General features: G+C 67.4%; 18 protein-coding genes. All 18 read right to left on the bottom strand.

The annotated features are described in order from the left end of the window. Positions 1-2: 2 nt before the first annotated feature. Positions 3-425, bottom strand: coding sequence for a DUF6950 family protein (locus PX554_RS13815; protein ID WP_275502619.1), 423 nt, complete (start codon positions 423-425; stop codon positions 3-5). Between the two features lie 8 nt (positions 426-433). After that, the gene (locus PX554_RS13810; RefSeq protein WP_275502617.1) at positions 434-1,021 is read right to left on the bottom strand and encodes a hypothetical protein; all 588 of its coding nucleotides are present in this window, start codon (positions 1,019-1,021) and stop codon (positions 434-436) included. 1 nt (position 1,022) lies between these two features. Further along, positions 1,023-1,613 (bottom strand): hypothetical protein, encoded by a 591-nt coding sequence (locus PX554_RS13805; RefSeq protein WP_275502615.1) that lies wholly within the window; start codon positions 1,611-1,613, stop codon positions 1,023-1,025. Beyond that, complete coding sequence (locus PX554_RS13800; RefSeq protein WP_275502613.1) at positions 1,613-5,290, bottom strand: tape measure protein; 3,678 nt, start codon at positions 5,288-5,290, stop codon at positions 1,613-1,615. The genes PX554_RS13805 and PX554_RS13800 overlap by 1 nt, the downstream gene beginning before the upstream one ends. A gap of 119 nt (positions 5,291-5,409) precedes the next feature. Beyond that, on the bottom strand, positions 5,410-5,847 hold the full coding sequence (locus tag PX554_RS13795; RefSeq protein WP_275502612.1) for a hypothetical protein: 438 nt from the start codon (positions 5,845-5,847) through the stop codon (positions 5,410-5,412). Between the two features lie 3 nt (positions 5,848-5,850). Beyond that, the gene (locus PX554_RS13790; protein ID WP_275502610.1) at positions 5,851-6,282 is read right to left on the bottom strand and encodes a phage tail tube protein; all 432 of its coding nucleotides are present in this window, start codon (positions 6,280-6,282) and stop codon (positions 5,851-5,853) included. 66 nt (positions 6,283-6,348) lie between these two features. After that, on the bottom strand, positions 6,349-6,738 hold the full coding sequence (locus PX554_RS13785; protein WP_275502608.1) for a gp17 family tail completion protein: 390 nt from the start codon (positions 6,736-6,738) through the stop codon (positions 6,349-6,351). Further along, a complete protein-coding gene (locus tag PX554_RS13780; RefSeq protein WP_275502606.1) occupies positions 6,731-7,186 on the bottom strand; it encodes a hypothetical protein in 456 nt (151 codons plus the stop codon). Before PX554_RS13780 ends, PX554_RS13785 begins: the two co-directional genes overlap by 8 nt. Next, positions 7,183-7,530 (bottom strand): head-tail adaptor protein, encoded by a 348-nt coding sequence (locus PX554_RS13775; protein ID WP_275502605.1) that lies wholly within the window; start codon positions 7,528-7,530, stop codon positions 7,183-7,185. The genes PX554_RS13780 and PX554_RS13775 overlap by 4 nt, the downstream gene beginning before the upstream one ends. Continuing rightward, complete coding sequence (locus PX554_RS13770) at positions 7,530-7,853, bottom strand: head-tail connector protein (RefSeq protein ID WP_275502603.1); 324 nt, start codon at positions 7,851-7,853, stop codon at positions 7,530-7,532. Before PX554_RS13770 ends, PX554_RS13775 begins: the two co-directional genes overlap by 1 nt. Continuing rightward, positions 7,850-8,134 carry a hypothetical protein gene (locus tag PX554_RS13765; RefSeq protein WP_275502602.1) on the bottom strand — a complete coding sequence of 95 codons (285 nt, stop codon included), beginning with the start codon at positions 8,132-8,134 and terminating at the stop codon, positions 7,850-7,852. The genes PX554_RS13770 and PX554_RS13765 overlap by 4 nt, the downstream gene beginning before the upstream one ends. A 66-nt stretch (positions 8,135-8,200) precedes the next feature. Continuing rightward, positions 8,201-9,454, bottom strand: a complete 1,254-nt coding sequence (locus tag PX554_RS13760; RefSeq protein WP_275502598.1) for a phage major capsid protein — start codon at positions 9,452-9,454, stop codon at positions 8,201-8,203. Positions 9,455-9,537: 83 nt separating this feature from the next. Further along, positions 9,538-10,263 (bottom strand): head maturation protease, ClpP-related, encoded by a 726-nt coding sequence (locus PX554_RS13755; protein WP_275502596.1) that lies wholly within the window; start codon positions 10,261-10,263, stop codon positions 9,538-9,540. After that, positions 10,244-11,629 (bottom strand): phage portal protein, encoded by a 1,386-nt coding sequence (locus tag PX554_RS13750; protein WP_275502595.1) that lies wholly within the window; start codon positions 11,627-11,629, stop codon positions 10,244-10,246. The genes PX554_RS13755 and PX554_RS13750 overlap by 20 nt, the downstream gene beginning before the upstream one ends. Further along, positions 11,626-13,470 (bottom strand): terminase large subunit, encoded by a 1,845-nt coding sequence (locus tag PX554_RS13745; protein ID WP_275502593.1) that lies wholly within the window; start codon positions 13,468-13,470, stop codon positions 11,626-11,628. Before PX554_RS13745 ends, PX554_RS13750 begins: the two co-directional genes overlap by 4 nt. Then, the gene (locus PX554_RS13740; RefSeq protein WP_275502591.1) at positions 13,454-13,882 is read right to left on the bottom strand and encodes a P27 family phage terminase small subunit; all 429 of its coding nucleotides are present in this window, start codon (positions 13,880-13,882) and stop codon (positions 13,454-13,456) included. The genes PX554_RS13745 and PX554_RS13740 overlap by 17 nt, the downstream gene beginning before the upstream one ends. Before the next feature lie 82 nt (positions 13,883-13,964). Next, positions 13,965-14,225 carry an HNH endonuclease signature motif containing protein gene (locus PX554_RS13735; protein ID WP_275502689.1) on the bottom strand — a complete coding sequence of 87 codons (261 nt, stop codon included), beginning with the start codon at positions 14,223-14,225 and terminating at the stop codon, positions 13,965-13,967. A 125-nt stretch (positions 14,226-14,350) separates the two neighbouring features. Further along, on the bottom strand, positions 14,351-14,587 hold the full coding sequence (locus PX554_RS13730; protein ID WP_275502590.1) for a hypothetical protein: 237 nt from the start codon (positions 14,585-14,587) through the stop codon (positions 14,351-14,353). Positions 14,588-14,643 lie beyond the last annotated feature (56 nt).

Genomic DNA, 14,643 nt, shown 5'->3' with positions numbered 1-14,643 from the left:
CGTCAGAACCCGTACTGGACGCGCCACGCGCGTGCATCGACCCACCGGCGACGATCGATCATCACCAGTCCCTCGCGCTCGCCCTCGCTCCCCACCGCGAACAGTGCGGCGCCCCAGCAGATGCCGAGCAGCCCCTCGGTCATCACGATGTCGCCCCGGTGCGCCAGCGCGGCCGCGACAGGCTCGAACTTGCTGTCGAGCGTCGCCGCCACCGTGCCTTTGCCGAAGCGCGTGATCGCGCGCGCCGAGCCGATCGCCGTCGAATAGCGGCCCCGGAACTCAGGCATGGGATCGACACCCGTCATCGCCTCGACCGCGCCGGCCGCGAAGGTGCAGCAGTCATGGCTCCCCCAAGCGAACGGGCGCAGACGAAGGGGTTCGAGATACGCGGCAAGCCGCGCATCCCAATCGGGCTTGCGATACATGTGCGTCCTCAGGTGCGGGCGTTGGCGCCGTTGGCGACCGCGATGGCCAGTTCGGCCGATCGGTCACCGGGGTCATAGCTGAGCTGGTCGAGATAGGTGCGGTTCGACGCCTGGCCGAAGAAGGCGAGGTAGGTCTCGACGCTCAACTGGATCGTCTGGCTGGCCCGGTCGCCGACGATCTTCGGCACCGACATATAGCCGGTGAAGTACGACCAGATCGCGCCGATGCGGCGCAGCTCCTGCGGATCGAGCATCGCGCGCCACAGGCGGCAGTCGCGCCCCGCGTAGTTCGCCCGGTCGCCAAGCTCGGTCATCAATTCATCGTCGACGCCGGCGAGGCCGGAAAGCGTCAGCACCAGCGTGTCGCTGCCGCCCTCCTGCGCCTTGACCGTTCCGACCGACACGAAGCGCGGATCCACCGCCTGAAAGGTGAAGCCGTCGAGATCCTCGTCCCCGGTACCGGAGAAGGTGAAGCTGTACGGCGCGTTCGTCACCCGTATCGGGCCGCTGGCGAGATCGAGCAGGCAGAAGGTGGCGGGCATCCGCACGTCGGCCGACAGGGCGGCGTTCGCGGCTGTATCCGGGCGGCTGTCCATCTTAGAACGCCTCCTCGCAGTCGAACGTCACGGCGTAGTTCTGGCCGACGCCGGCTTCCCAGCCCGCTTTGGGATCGCTCATCGACATGACCGCGTAGGGCCGGCGCACCTCGATCGCGTCGCCGTCGCCCGGCTGCACGCGGATGTGCGGCTTGACGCTGATGGTCGCGCGACCGCTGCCGTCGACGATGACCGGCGCGCGCACGACGAGCAGCTGCTCGCCGACGGTGATGAAGTGGCCGCGCTTCAATCGCAGGCCGGGGGTGCTCCAACCACGCGTCTTCAGCGTCTGGCCGAACTGGCCGGCGCCATCGACGACCACCGCCGCCTCGGCAACCTGGTCGCGCTCGCATGCGATCAGCCGAAACTTGTTGGCGACGCCGTCACATTCGAAAACGAAGGCCCGCCAGTCGAGCACGCGATCTTCACCGAGGATCGGGGGCATCGTCACCGTCGCGTGCATGCGCGGCGCGGCCGAGAGCAGCGTCACGCGCCGGCGCCCGGTGAATTCACCGCGGTTGACCTGCCCGGGTTGCTCGATCTCCCACTTGATCTTCTGCGGCACCGGGGCGGCAGGGAAGGCGATCAGCATCAGCCCCAGCCTCCCGGCAGCGACGGGCGGCGCAGCGTGCGGATGGTTTCCGCCTTTGCGCCCTTCATGATCGGTTCTGCAGCGGCGCCCACAGTGCGCACCGCCACCCCCTGCATCTTCACGTTGAAATCCTCCGAGGCTTCGATCTTCGCGTGGACATCGACGGCGAGGCGTTGGAGGCGCGAGCCGGTGCCGCTCATCGTGTCGAGTGACGGGGCGATTGTGCTGGGCAGCCTGGGCGTTCCGAGAACGCCGCCGGTGGCGTATCGCGGCAGACGCCCCCGGTTCATGGCGTCGATGATCGGCCAGTACCGCGCGGTCGCGGCGGCCGTGATGATCGATTCGCCGTTCGACACCATCAACGGCTTGCGGCCGTCGATCAGCGCCGGGATGCTATCCGAGGTGCCGGTGCCCGGGCCGGAGATGCGGCCGCCGGTCGCTTTGCCTTCGACCTTCCCGCCGGCGGCGGCGAGCTTGATCCCGAAGAAGCTGCCGCCGATCGCCGAGACGATCGCGCGCTCGATCGCGATCCGCGCCAGGTCGGCGATGATCGACGACGCCATCCGCTTGAAGGCCGAACTGACGCTCTCGGTGCCCGATACGATACCGACGAGCCCGTCCTCGAGCTCCTGCAGGCCATCGGCGCGCACGCCATCGAGCGCATCGTGGATGTCGCCGGTCGCCTTGCGGATCCGCTGCTCATATTCCGCGGTCGGGCCGGCATTTTGCTGCTCGACGCCCTTCACCTGAAGCGCATGGATCTGCCCCAGCGCAGCCTTGCGCTGCTTGGCGATCTCCTTTTCGGCCTCGCTGCTATCGCGCGATGCGATCACGCCGTCGAGGCGGGCCAGTTCTTCCTGATACTGGAGATCGAGCAGGCGAAGCTCGATCTTGCGGCGCTCGGAGGCCGTGGTCGCGAGGTTCGACTGCGCCTGAAGCAGATCCTGCTCGTTCTGGCGGCCGGCTTGTGCGATCGACAGAGCCTCGTCCGCCGCGCGCTGTTTCTCGCGCGCGTCGACCACCTGTGTGTCAAGCGCTGCCCGTTCGTTGTTGAGGCGCTGGAGCTCGAGCGCACGCGCCTGGCCGGTTGTCCCGTCGCCGTACCGGCCCTGTTTCGCCTGGTCTGCGATTTCGGCATTTCGGCTCTGCCGATCGGTCTCGATCCGCGCCTTCTCGAGCGCCGCGCGCTCCTCGGCCGAGCCGGACAGTTCCGCGCGCGCCGCGGCGATATCGTTGTTCGCCTGACGCTCGGCGGAGGTGTAGGCGCGGGCATCGGCCGCCGCGTCCTTCGCTGCCGCGGCTTCACGCCTTTGGGCCGTCGCGCCCTCGCGCGCGGCCTTCGCGCTGTCCGCCTTGGCCGCCTTGGCGTCGCCGGCCGAGCGAAAGTCGCTGGCATCCTTGCTCGCCTGGGCGTTCGCCGCTTCGACCGAAAGACCGGACTTCCGATACTTGTCGTACTGGTTGACCTCGAACTGCTGAGCTTGAAGATCGCGAACCTGATCGCGGTTGCCACCCTGGCGCGCAATCGAGAGATCGCGCGCGATACGGGCGCGATCTCCCGCAACATCGCGCCCGCCCGGGCGGTCCGTCTCGGTGACGTATGTCGTGAGCGGCGTGTGGATGATCGTGTTGATGTTGGCTTGCGCCTGGCGCCCACGCTCCTGCGCCGCTTGAATCTGGCGTTTCGCAGCGGCGACCGCGCTCTGATCGGCGACCCCGTCCGGATTGAACGCGCCAGATGCTGCGAGAAGCCGCTGTCGAGCGGCCGCCTCGTCCGTCTTGGCGTTAATCTGGTCAGTGGCAGCACGAACCGATAGCTCATGGCGACGCGCGCGGGCGAGATTTTCCAGCTTCGCTGCGGCGTCGCCGACGGCACCGGCGAACGATCGCACTTGGCCGGTCGCGCCGGCCGCCGAGGTGCCGACCTTCGCCACCTGAGAGCTCGCGCTGAGCGCATAGGCGGCGAGCAGCTTCGACGTGTCGGCCGCCTCGCGTTCGTGCTGGGCGAAGGCCGCGAGATCCTCGGCGGTTTTCGCGGCCGCTGCGCGCATCGCGATCACGGCGGCGATCAGCGCGCCGATCACCAGCACTGCTGCGCCACCAGCGACGGAACCGCCGATCAAGGTGAGCGCGCCGGCGAACAGCTTCGACGCGGCCACTGCCGCGCGCGAGACGATCGTGGCTTCCGCCGCCGCCGCGCTCGCCGCCGTCGTCGCTGCTGCCGATCGGGTCTGCGCGGCCGCGAGTGCTGTTTCAAGCGTCGTCAGTTCCGCGGTGGTGGCGCCAAGCGCCCGCCGTGTGACGATCAAGGCCTTCAAATCCTGATTCGCGCGAGCAGCGTCGGGTAGGCTGCGCGTGACGCCTACCGTGCCGAGGCCGATCCGATTGTTCTCGGCGATCGCCCGTTGCGCCTGGAGTGCGTCGGCGCGCTGTGCCTGGATCAGCGCAAGGCTTTGCGCGAGCGCTGCTTGATCCGCCTTGCGCGCGGCGATCGTTGCCTCGATCGCGGCGACCTCCGTTTCGGCACCGGCCGCGACGGCGGCAGCCTTTTGCGCCGCGGCGACCTTGCTGCCGATCAGCACCAGCTTTTCTGCGTCCAGCGCGCGGGTGATCAGCGCGATCTCCCCCGCCATCGCGGCGACCGGTCCGATCACGAAGCGGGCCGCGAAGCCGGCGCCGACCGCCGCCAGGGCGGGGGCGATCAGGTCGAGATTGTTGGCGATGCCGACGATCGCCTCGGAGACGCGGGCGCTTGCGCCGACGCCGGCGTCGGTTTCGCCGATATACTTGCCCAGCGCGTTGTTGAGGATCGTGAACGATGCGCCGATCGTCAGGTTGGCCTTTGCCGCCTGCGCCTCGAGCGCGGCCGATCCCCGCAGGAAGCCCTCAAAGAAGTCCTTCGACGTGAGCGTGCCTGCGATCACATCGGCACGGAGCGCGGAGACCGAGCCTTTGTACTTGTCGATGCCGTTCGCGACGGCCTGCAGGATCGGGCGTGCGCCCTCGTTGATGCTGTTGAATTCTTCCGCGCGCACGTAGGTGCCGCCAAGCGCCTGTGTGAGCTGCAGGAGTGCGCCAGAACTTGAAGCCGCGTCACCGCCCTGGATCTTCAGTGCCGCTCCAACGCCATTGGTGAAGCGGATCAGGTCCGATTGAGTGGCCCCGAGCTCCTTCGCACCCTGGCTGAGTCGGCCGAACAGCGTGCCGACGCTCTCAAGCTCGACGCCGTAGCGCTGCGCAACGTCGTACAGGTCGTTCTGAACCTTCGAAAGCTGCGCGCCTTCGAGGCCGGCGAGCTTCAACTGGTTCGTGTAGCGCGTGTATCCGTCCGCATAATCCTTCACGCGATCGGCGGAGAACGCGGCCGCGATACCCGATGCGGACGCGAGCAAAGCCGCCTTGATGCCGCCGGCCGCGCTCGTGATCCGGCCGTGGGCGCTTTCGACGGATGAGCCGAGCGTCGCGATCTCGCGGCGCGCGGAGGCGACCGAGGCGTTGATGTTGCTGAGCGGCCGGCCGAGCTCGCCGAACCGACGATCGGTCGCGTCGAGACGCCGTTGCGTCTCTGTCGCGAACTGATCGACACGCGCCTGTCCCGCGTTCAGATTTCGGCGCAGGAGCTCTACCGAGGCGTCAACCTGGAGGAGCAGCTGCTTGACGTCAGCCGCAGCGGCCATCGGCTACTCCTCCGTTGGCGTGTTCATCGCCTTCCAGACCTCGAAAGCGGCCCAGAACTCATGCGGCGTGGACGACCAGAATTCGTCGGTCGAAAAGCCAATGGCTTTCGCGATCCCAGCTAGTCGGCGACGGGGATCTCGGTCGTCATCATCCCCGTCGCCTTCAGTTCCCCCGATGGCAGGCACCCTCCGGTGAGGGCGAGGCCGAGGACGATGGCGAGGCGCGGCTGCACCGCCATGACACCAACCGGATAGAGCAACTCGGCGATCGTGTCGGCGTTCGCGCCCTTCGCCGAGGTGGCGATCGCCTTGTCCGCGCCGGTTGCATATTCGTCGATGATGAGCGCGCGCCCCCAGGCACGCACCAGCTCGGTGACGACGATCGCCTGCGCATCCTGCGAAAGGCAGCACTGCTCGGCCAACTGGGCAAGCTGGATCAGCGGCAGGCCCGTCTTCTTCTCCATCGCGACGATCGCGGTGTAGGAGGGGCGGAGGACGAACCTCTGCCCCTCGAGCACCAGGTCGACTTCGCCGCGTACGGCGTTCGCCTCGTCCATGACTTAGCCCAGCACGTCCTTGGTGGGCGCGGCGGCGGCCGTGAACTCGGCCTTGGCTTTCACCGCGTCGTTCTGGCCGAACTCGGTCGAGCTGATGTTGCCGTAGACCGAGCCGTCGAACACAGCATCCGCCGCGGTGCCGGCGGCACCGCCCTTGCGAATCTGGATCTCGAACGGCGCGGCCGGGACCGTGTTGCAGTTCGTCTCGAGCGCGGTGTAGCCGTTCGCGTCGGGCAGGTTGGGGATGATGTCGAGGCTGATCTTCAGCGTCTTGAGGCCCGGCGCGGAGGTGCCATAGCCCGCGTCATCCTTGGTCGACGTATCGACGCTCGCCGCGTCGCGGCTGATCGAGATCGTCTGCTGGCCCTTCACCAGCGCGAAGTCCTGGTCGCCCTTGATCCAGAGCAGGTAATCGTTGCCGAGCTTCTTCGCCATCGTGCTTCTCCCATACGAAAAAGCCCCGCTGGCGAGGCGGGGCGGGGTGGATTGAAGGGGTGGTGATCAGTCCTCGCGGAAGGCGAGGATCGTCAGGATCGTGGTGCCGACGTAGCCGGAGCCATCGTCGGAAAGGGCGGCGTCGCTGCTCTCAAGCGACACGTGCAGGTTCCACTCGCCGACCGTGAAGGAACGGCCGGGCAGGATCGCCTCGATCTGCTCTTGCAGATCGGTGCAGGGCGCGCGCTCGTCGCCTTCGGTGAGCACCACCAGCGTCAGGGTGATGCGGCGATCGGGATCGTCCGAGCCGGCGAAAGGAACGCTCTCCAGGTCGCCGATGATGACTAGCGGCAGTGGCGCGTCGTCGGGCACGTCCTGGTAAACCGCGGCGCTGGCGATGCCGGCGCTCAACTGCTCATAGGCGAGGATCTCGGTCGCCGCGGTGGCGCTAGTCATTCCCACCGCCGCCGATGCGCGCGAGAATACGGTTGAAGAGCGGCTTCACCTCGCGGATGACCGAGTCGCGCAGATCAGGATATCTGCCGCTGACGAAGTGATCGCCGACGATTTGGCGGACCTTCATCGTCTTCCCGGTCCGCTTCCCGCGCGAGATTGTCACGGTCTGCGCCTTACGGCCCTTGTCGAGCACGAAGCCGTAGAACAGCTTGGAGCGGCCGCGTTTGGTGCCCAGCAGGCCAACCTGAAGGCGCAGCGTCTTCGGCAGCACCTTGTATTTGACGCCTTGCTGAAGCGTGCCGGTCTTGTGCTTCGCGCGCGCGCGCATCGCGGCTTGGGCGCGCAGGCCGGCCCGGCCAAACGCCTCGATGACCTCTTCGCGCGCCGCATCGGGCATCTGCTGCACGATTCGCCGGAACTGGCGCCGCCCTTTGACTTTGGAGCTCATTGCCCGTTCGCCCCGCTCTCGGATGTCATCACGAGCTCGTCGCCGGCGACGTTGAGCGCGGCGGACTTGATATTCATGGCGATGCCGTTCCAGATCAGGCGGTGTGTCGGCGTGACGCCGGCGCGCGGCCGGATCGTGACGCGCCAAAGCTGCACGGATCGTTCGATCGAATGGCGTACCGCCTCGTCACCTCGGAGGGCGATCACCTCTGCCGGTACGCGCGTGGCGATCGTGCGCCAGGGTTCCTCGCCCGGCGGGGTGGTGAAGCCTCCACGGCCGTTGCTGACGCGGTTTTGCTCCTGAAGCTCGATCCTGTGCTTCAGGCGACCGGCGGCGAGCGGCATCAGTCTTCGCCTCCGTCGTACCAGGCGAGAAGCCCGTCGAATATCCAGCGCAGCGAATGCGGCAGTTCCACGATCTTGCCGTCGATCACCGGCTCACGGTTCGCGTACCAGTTGCCGACGAGCAGCCGGATCGCGTGCTTGGCGACCTCGAGATCGTCATCGACGATCGTCGGCGCGGGGCCGACGATCGTTCGCTGCGTCTCCCGTTCGACCATGCGACGGGCCGCAATGATCAAACTGTTGAGGTACACGTCGTCGTCCGTCGCGCCGGGATCGAGGCGCAGGTGCGTCTTGATGTCCTCGAGCGCGACGGGTTCGCTCACGCGATGAGGCTCGTCGCGTATTCGATCGCGGCCGGGTGGCTGTCCACGTCGATGCCGTCACGGCTGGCGAGCTCATCCTCGGTCAGCAGGGCGATATCGTTCGGCTCGTAGCCGTTGAAGGCGTTGAGCACGCGTGCCTCATGGCGCTCATGATCGTCCCCGACGGGCGGGGCGAAATCGGTCGTGTCGGTGGTGTCGGGAGCTGGCGCTGCTGCGGCTGCATCGATCGGGGCGGGTGCATTTGCCGGGGCGTTGGCCGTCGGCGTGGGGGTGCGAGCCATTTCGCTCTCCTTCGGTTGGGGTGGACGGCGAAGCGGCGCCGAGCGTTCGCCCGGCGCCGCGCGCGATCAGGTCGCCGACTGCTGGAACGCCTTCACCGGCGTGCCGCCGCTGACCAGCTTGCCGTCACCGCGCGCCCAGGCGAGGAAGCCGACCTGACCCTTGATGGTGAACGCGCTGTCGTCGAAGCGGAACAGCGTCACCTCCATCACGTCGCGGATCAGGAACTCGGACATGTCGCCGAACAGGATCGACTTCGCGCTCGCGGCCTGCTGCGGCATGTCCTGATTGATCGTGTAGCGGTAGCGCAGGAAGGTGTCGGGATCCTTCGCCGACAAGCCCGGGAGCCACAGGGGATGCCCCTGCGCGTCCTTCAACAGCTTGAGGCTGCGCAGCGTGGTGTCGTGGAACATCCAGCCCACGCCGGGCATCTCGCGATACGCCGGATCGATCGAATGCTCCATATAGACCATGTCGTCATAGGTGACGGTCGTGGTCTGCCCATTCGGCGCGGCGCGGCCCACCGGCGCCGAGGTCACAATGCCGGTCGGCTCGTTGGTGCCGGTGCCGTTGGTGTACTTGGCATTCTGCGCACGACCGATGCGAGTGCTGGCCGCGCGGCGCACGAACGCCTCGACGTCCATGCCCGGCCCTTGATCCTGGAGGAGCTCGAAAGGCAGCGTGAACACCTTCGACGACCACTTGTACGAGCCGATGTTGGTCGTTCCGAAGCTGGCGTCCTGCGCGCTCGCCGCGGTGTTCTCGGCCACGATCTCGCCCATCTGCCCGGTCTCGTCCACCGTCGGCCAGGGAAGCGTCGCGCCCGACGCGGTCTGGATCGTGGTGGCGACGCGACGCATGCCGCCGAACGCCTTCAGCGCCTCGAGCAGTTCGCCGCCGAAGCCCTGCGGCACGAGATAGCCGCCACTGGCGCCGCTGCCGACCGACTGTGCGTTCTGCGGACGGCCGGTGCGCAGCGTCTGCGCCTCTTCCTGGGTAAGCCCGCGCTCGCCACGGATCAGGAAGTTGCGGAAGGCGGCGCTGTAGCGTTGCGCGGCCTCGCGCTCGTCGGGCGAAAGGTTGTTGAGCGCACGCTCGCCGGCCTCACGCGAGCCCTCGTCGGCCGCGATCTCGCCGTCGATCTCGGCCTGACGCTCGGCGCGGGTGATCTGGGCATCGATGCGGTCGATCTCGGCGTAGATATCGTCGACCTGCTTCTCGACGTCCTTCGACCACTTGTCGCCGGTGTTGGTGTCGAGCAGGTTGCGGGCTTCCTTCGCCTTGGCGGCGCGCTGGTCCCGAAGCGCCTTGATGTTGATCATGGGTCTTCTCCAAAGAAAAAGCCCCGCCGGATCAGGCGAGGCTTCAGGGGGTGCCGGGGGACCGGCGCCAGGGTGGATCGGCGTTAAGCGGCCGTTCGCTCGTAGAGATTGAGGCGGGCGAGCATGCGCACGCGCACCGTCTCGTCGATCTCGATCTGCTTCTCGGTGAGCGCCTTCGGCGCGTTGGCGAAGGCGGCGAGGTTGAAGGCGCGGGCCTGCGCCTTCGCAGCCTTATCGGGCGCGGCCGCGATCGCGTCGGCGAAGCCGTTGTCGACCGCCTCCTGCGCGCTGAACCAGGTCTCGGCCTTCATCAGCGCGGAGATCTCCGCGTCGGGCTTGCCGGTCTTCTTCGCGTAGCCGGCGATCAGCACATCGTCGATCTTGGTGAGCAGGGCGGCCGTCGCGGTCAGGTCGTCGGCGTTGCCCATCGCGAAGGTCCACGCCTGGTGGATCATGTAGAAACCGCCCTCGGCGATCTCAACGGTGTCGCAGGCGATCGTCAGCGCGGTCGCGGCGGAGGCGGCGAGGCCGTCGATCTGCGCGGTGAAGGTGGCGGGGTGCTCGGCGATCGCCGTCATCATCGCGCGCGCCTCGAACACATCGCCGCCCGGCGAGTTGATGCGCAGCTTGACCTTGGGGGTGGTGATCGCGGCGAGCTCGCGCGCGAAGTCGGCCGCCGAAACGCCCCAGAAGCCGTCGATCACGTCGTACACATAGACCGTCGTGGTGTCCGCGCCGGTCGCCTCCGAGCGCAGGCCGGAGCCCTTCCCGCGGTTGTCCTGGGCGAGATTAAGCAGCTTGCGGTGCATCTTCGGCGTCTCCGTTGGGTTCGTCCAGCGTCGGGCCGCCATTGTGCCCGATCGGGGCTGGCGCGGTCGCGACGGGAAAATAGACCTTGTCGGCGTTGGGATCGGCCAGCGGCGCGAGGTTCTTCATGCGCCGCACCTCGTTCTGGCTCATCCAGCCGGGGAGCTGGTTGCCGCCGAGGGCGCGACTGAAATATTCGCCCTGCGCCTTGCTGTCGCCGACCTGGAGGGCCTCTGCGTCGAAGTCGATGAACAGCTTCGGCACCTTCGCGCCGATCACCGGGAACAGCTTGCGCGTAAGCTCTTTCGCAAAGCGGCGCATGTGCGGCATCACCGTGTAGAGCTTGAACCCGACCGTCATCTGCTCGATGCCGGTGCCCCAACTGGTCGCGGCCGAGGTCTCGCCGATCATGTGGGGCGGCGTGCCGAAGATCCGCGCGACATCGACCACCGAATATTGCAGGAGCTCAAGCAACTGCGCGTCCTTGGCGGTGACCGAGACGCGCTTCCACTCGCCGCCGTTCTCGATCAGCAGCGGGTTATGGGCGTTGGCGACGCCGAGCGCGCGCTTGCGCAGATACTCCTTGAAGGCGGCACGCTGCTCTTTCGAGATCGTCTTGCCTTCGGGGAACTGGAAATAGTCGTTGGTCAGCAGCCCGCGCTCGAACTGCCCGGAGGTATATTCGCGCGTCGCGAGGTTGATGCCGATCGACTGCGCGTGGTGCGAGATCGCCGACAGCGCGCGGATGCCGCCGGCGTCGCGGCCAGGCCCGCGCAGGTGAATCACGTAGGAACCGTGGTGCGTCTCGGTCGTGCCGTCGATGTTGGTGAAGCGGTACCAGACGCTGTTGTCGGTCGAGCGGAACGGCAGCACCCGGGCCGGGTGGTAATAGTCGATCGAGGTGATCGTGCCATTGCGCGCCTGGCGCATCAGGCCGTAGCCATTGCCCCGCAGCAGCATCGCCATCGCCTGGAGCTCGATGAACTCCGGCCCGCTCATCTCCTCGTTGGGCTCGACCTGGAGGAAACGGTTGAACGGATGATCCGGCAGGTAGCGCCGGCCGCCATCCGGCAAATGTTCGTACACGCCGAGCGGCGCGGACATCATGGTGCCGCTGATCAGCGTGACGCACCGCCACACCGCCGAGGAGCGCATCGCGGTTTCCGGGGTGACGTTGACGCCGGCGGCCTGTTGCCCGCTGCCGTACCATTCGAACACGTTGCCCTCGCCGGCGACGATCGCGATCGCGTCCGTCGCCGCGTTCTGCACGGGCGCCGCCGCCGCCGCCGCCGCCGGCGCCGATCGCGCCGATCGCGCGGCTTCGGCCGCCGCGGCGCGCGCCGACAGGGTGTAGCCGGCAAGCGTCATGCGTCGTCCTCGTCCTCGTCTTCGGCATCGAGGTCGACGACGAACGATCCTTCGTAGGTGTCGGCGGCGAGCTCGGCGCCATCGGCCGCGCCGGCGCCCATCGCCGAGGTGATGATCCCGTCGATGCGGCCGCGCGAGCGCTTCTTGTCAAACGCGCGGTTGTTCTGGCCGTCCGAGGTGAGCGCCGCGTTGGACGCGCACATGTAGGTGACGGGCGAGTTGTCGATCACGATCGTCTCCTTGAGGATGCGATCCTCGAACCGCTCGATCGAGCGCGGCATGCAATATTGCTTGCCCTCGAACATGACCTTCGGACCCTGCGCGTGCTTGACCATCTTCAGGCCGCGCCCGGCGGGCTTATCCGGCCCCTCGTAGGTCCACGCCTCGAAGCCGATTTCCTCGCATGCGGTTTCGAAATCGGCGAACTGCGCCGGATCGAACACGAGCTCCTGCACGTCCTGCTCGGCGCAGAGCTTGGCGACCTGAGCCGCCACGAACGTCTTGTCGATCGTGGCGCCGGGCACTGCGGTCAGGAACCCTGCCTCGACCCATTCCTCATACGGCGCGTTGTCGGCTTTCGCGCGATCCGGGAGCCCGTCCTTGGTCGTCCAGTACCAGGTCTTCTGCCAGAGGATGCCGGCGCCATCCCGCCACGTTATCGTGAGGGCGGTGAGATCGTTCTTCTTCGACAGATCGAGGCTGAGCCAGCAGGGGCACCCCTTCAGCGCCGCCATGATCTCGTCACCGACGTCGGCGAGCACCGCGGCCCACTTCGCCTCGTCGAGCCAGAAGTCGGCCGCGCCGGTCGGGATCCCGAAATACAGCCGCTTGACCGACGCGGCCGTCGAAAGCTGCGTCTGCGCGGTCGCGACTTCCTCGCGGATATTCTGGACCGGGTAGGTTATGCCGATGGCGGGAAGCGATTTGCCCCAGCACGCTTCGTTGGTGAACACCGTCTCGCGATCGGCTTTGTCGACCCGGGCGACGAACGCGAACTGCGTATCGTCGTTCTTCTTGCCCTGGGCGATCGCCTGGGCCGTCTCCGAATAGGCCGTGCCGACGATCTGTGCGGTCGCCGGCGTGTTGGTGCCCAGCACCATCATCGCGCTGCCGGCGACCTTGGTGATCGCGCGGCGCCAGATCTCGATCTGCGCGCCGGTCGTGAATTCGTGGATCTCGTCGCCGAGCACCATGCGCGGGCGCGGACCCGATTGCTGGGTGCCGTCGGCGAGCGGCAGGAAGAACGATCGCGAGGCCGGATGCTCGATCTTCCAGACGTTGTCGCCCTTGCCGCGCAGGGTGACATGGCCGAGCGCCTCGACCGATTCGTGTTCGTCGTACCCGGGCACCGGCGCGCGGCACATCGCCACGGCGTCCTTGAACAGCACCATCGACGTCTGCTTGTTCGCCGCGATCGAATAGACCTGGCTGCGGGGGAAACCACACCAGCCCATCGCGTAGAGGCCGAGACCCGCCATCATCGGCGACTTGGCCTGACCTTTTCCGGTCTCGACATACGCGAGGCGGAAGCGCCACCGCCCGCTCGCGTTCACCCAGCCCATCAGCGAGCCAACGACGAACACTTGGTACGGCAGGAGGTTGAAGGGCTTTCCGGCCGCGGGCCCATCGGTGATGGTGAACAGCGACGGGAAAAAATCGAGCGCCCGCTGCGCGAGCTCGGGCCGCCAGAAATACCCGCGCCGCTCGGCATCGCGGAGATCTCGCAGGTGGCGTTCGGCCGCATAGCGGACCAGTTCACCGACGACGAAGTCGCCACGGACCGCCGCCTTCGCCCAAGCGGTTGTCGGATCGTCCGACCCGCTCCTAGGCCGCCGGGCCAAGGAACGCGTCGGCGCCGGCGGTCCGCTCCCGTTTCTTTGCGACCTTCGCTACGCGGCCGCGGCGACCGGGGGTAAGACCCAGATGCGCCTCGAGGCGCTCGGCCGTCTTCTCGGCCTCGCACATCGCCTTGTAGTGGATCGAGAGGCGGGCGATCGCCTTGGGGTTTTCGGGATTGGGCTCGTCGATGATGCCGTTCTCGCCGAGCGCCTGCGAGCAGCGGTCATAGACGAGATATGCGTTCACCAGGCGCTGCAGAGCGTGACCGTTCGACGCCGAGAGGATCTCGCGCTCCTTCATCTCGGCCGCGATTCGGCGCCAGTGGTCGGCAGCGACCTTCCGTTCGGCCGGGTCGGGCAGCAGCGTCGCCCACTTCGGCTCCGCGACGATCGCGTCCGCCTTTCGTTTCGTCATCGCGCCCCGCCTTTCCGGCCCGAACTTTTTACTTTGAAACACCTCGCGGTGCGTACGGAGGGTCGATGCGGTGTCCAGCCGGTCAGCCCTCGGACTTTCGACCCCCCCGGGGGGTCGGTCGGCGACCCGCAGCAGGCGAGGGGGTGATATGACCGGATCGGTTCCATTCGTGGTCGCGTCCGACGGGGCGGCCGTCGCGGCCAACGCCTCGAGCGCCTCGCGCAACCGCGTGCCCGAACTGCTCGGCCGTCACCTCGAGGTGGTGGGGATCGCACAGATTTCGGGTATTACGATCCTCGTCGCTGCCGCCCAACGCCAACGGCTTGATGTGGTCGACCACCATAGCAATGGCCGTTCGACCGGCGGCCAGGCACATCTCGCAAAGGCCATTGGTACGCTTCAGCCGGCGTAGGCGCTGCGCCTGGCCGGCTCGGCCGCGAAGACGTTTAACCTTGGCCGGTGCGGCGCTCACCAGCCGCAGCGCCGCCCGTCTGCGCTGATCTCGAGCGGGGGATTGACCGGACGGCCTGGGTTCCCGCGAACGACCGCACGTACGTCGCCGGCGGCGTTCTCAGTGTCGTCGTGTAAGGCCTGCCGTGCCGCCAGGGTGCGGGTCGGCGTGTCCCAGCGCTCGGCCAGCGCATACAGACGATCGGCGACATCGCGCAGGCGATCGCCTGGCGAGCGGGCTGTTGGTGCGGCCATCGCCACCTCCGAGACTGGATATGCTTACGACTTCCGCCGCGACGCATCGCGTGGAA

The organism is Sphingomonas pollutisoli (genome assembly GCF_029167165.1).
Lineage (GTDB): Bacteria > Pseudomonadota > Alphaproteobacteria > Sphingomonadales > Sphingomonadaceae > Sphingomonas > Sphingomonas pollutisoli.
The sequence above is the reverse complement of the archived record's forward strand: the minus strand, read 5'-3'. Positions and strand labels throughout refer to the sequence as shown.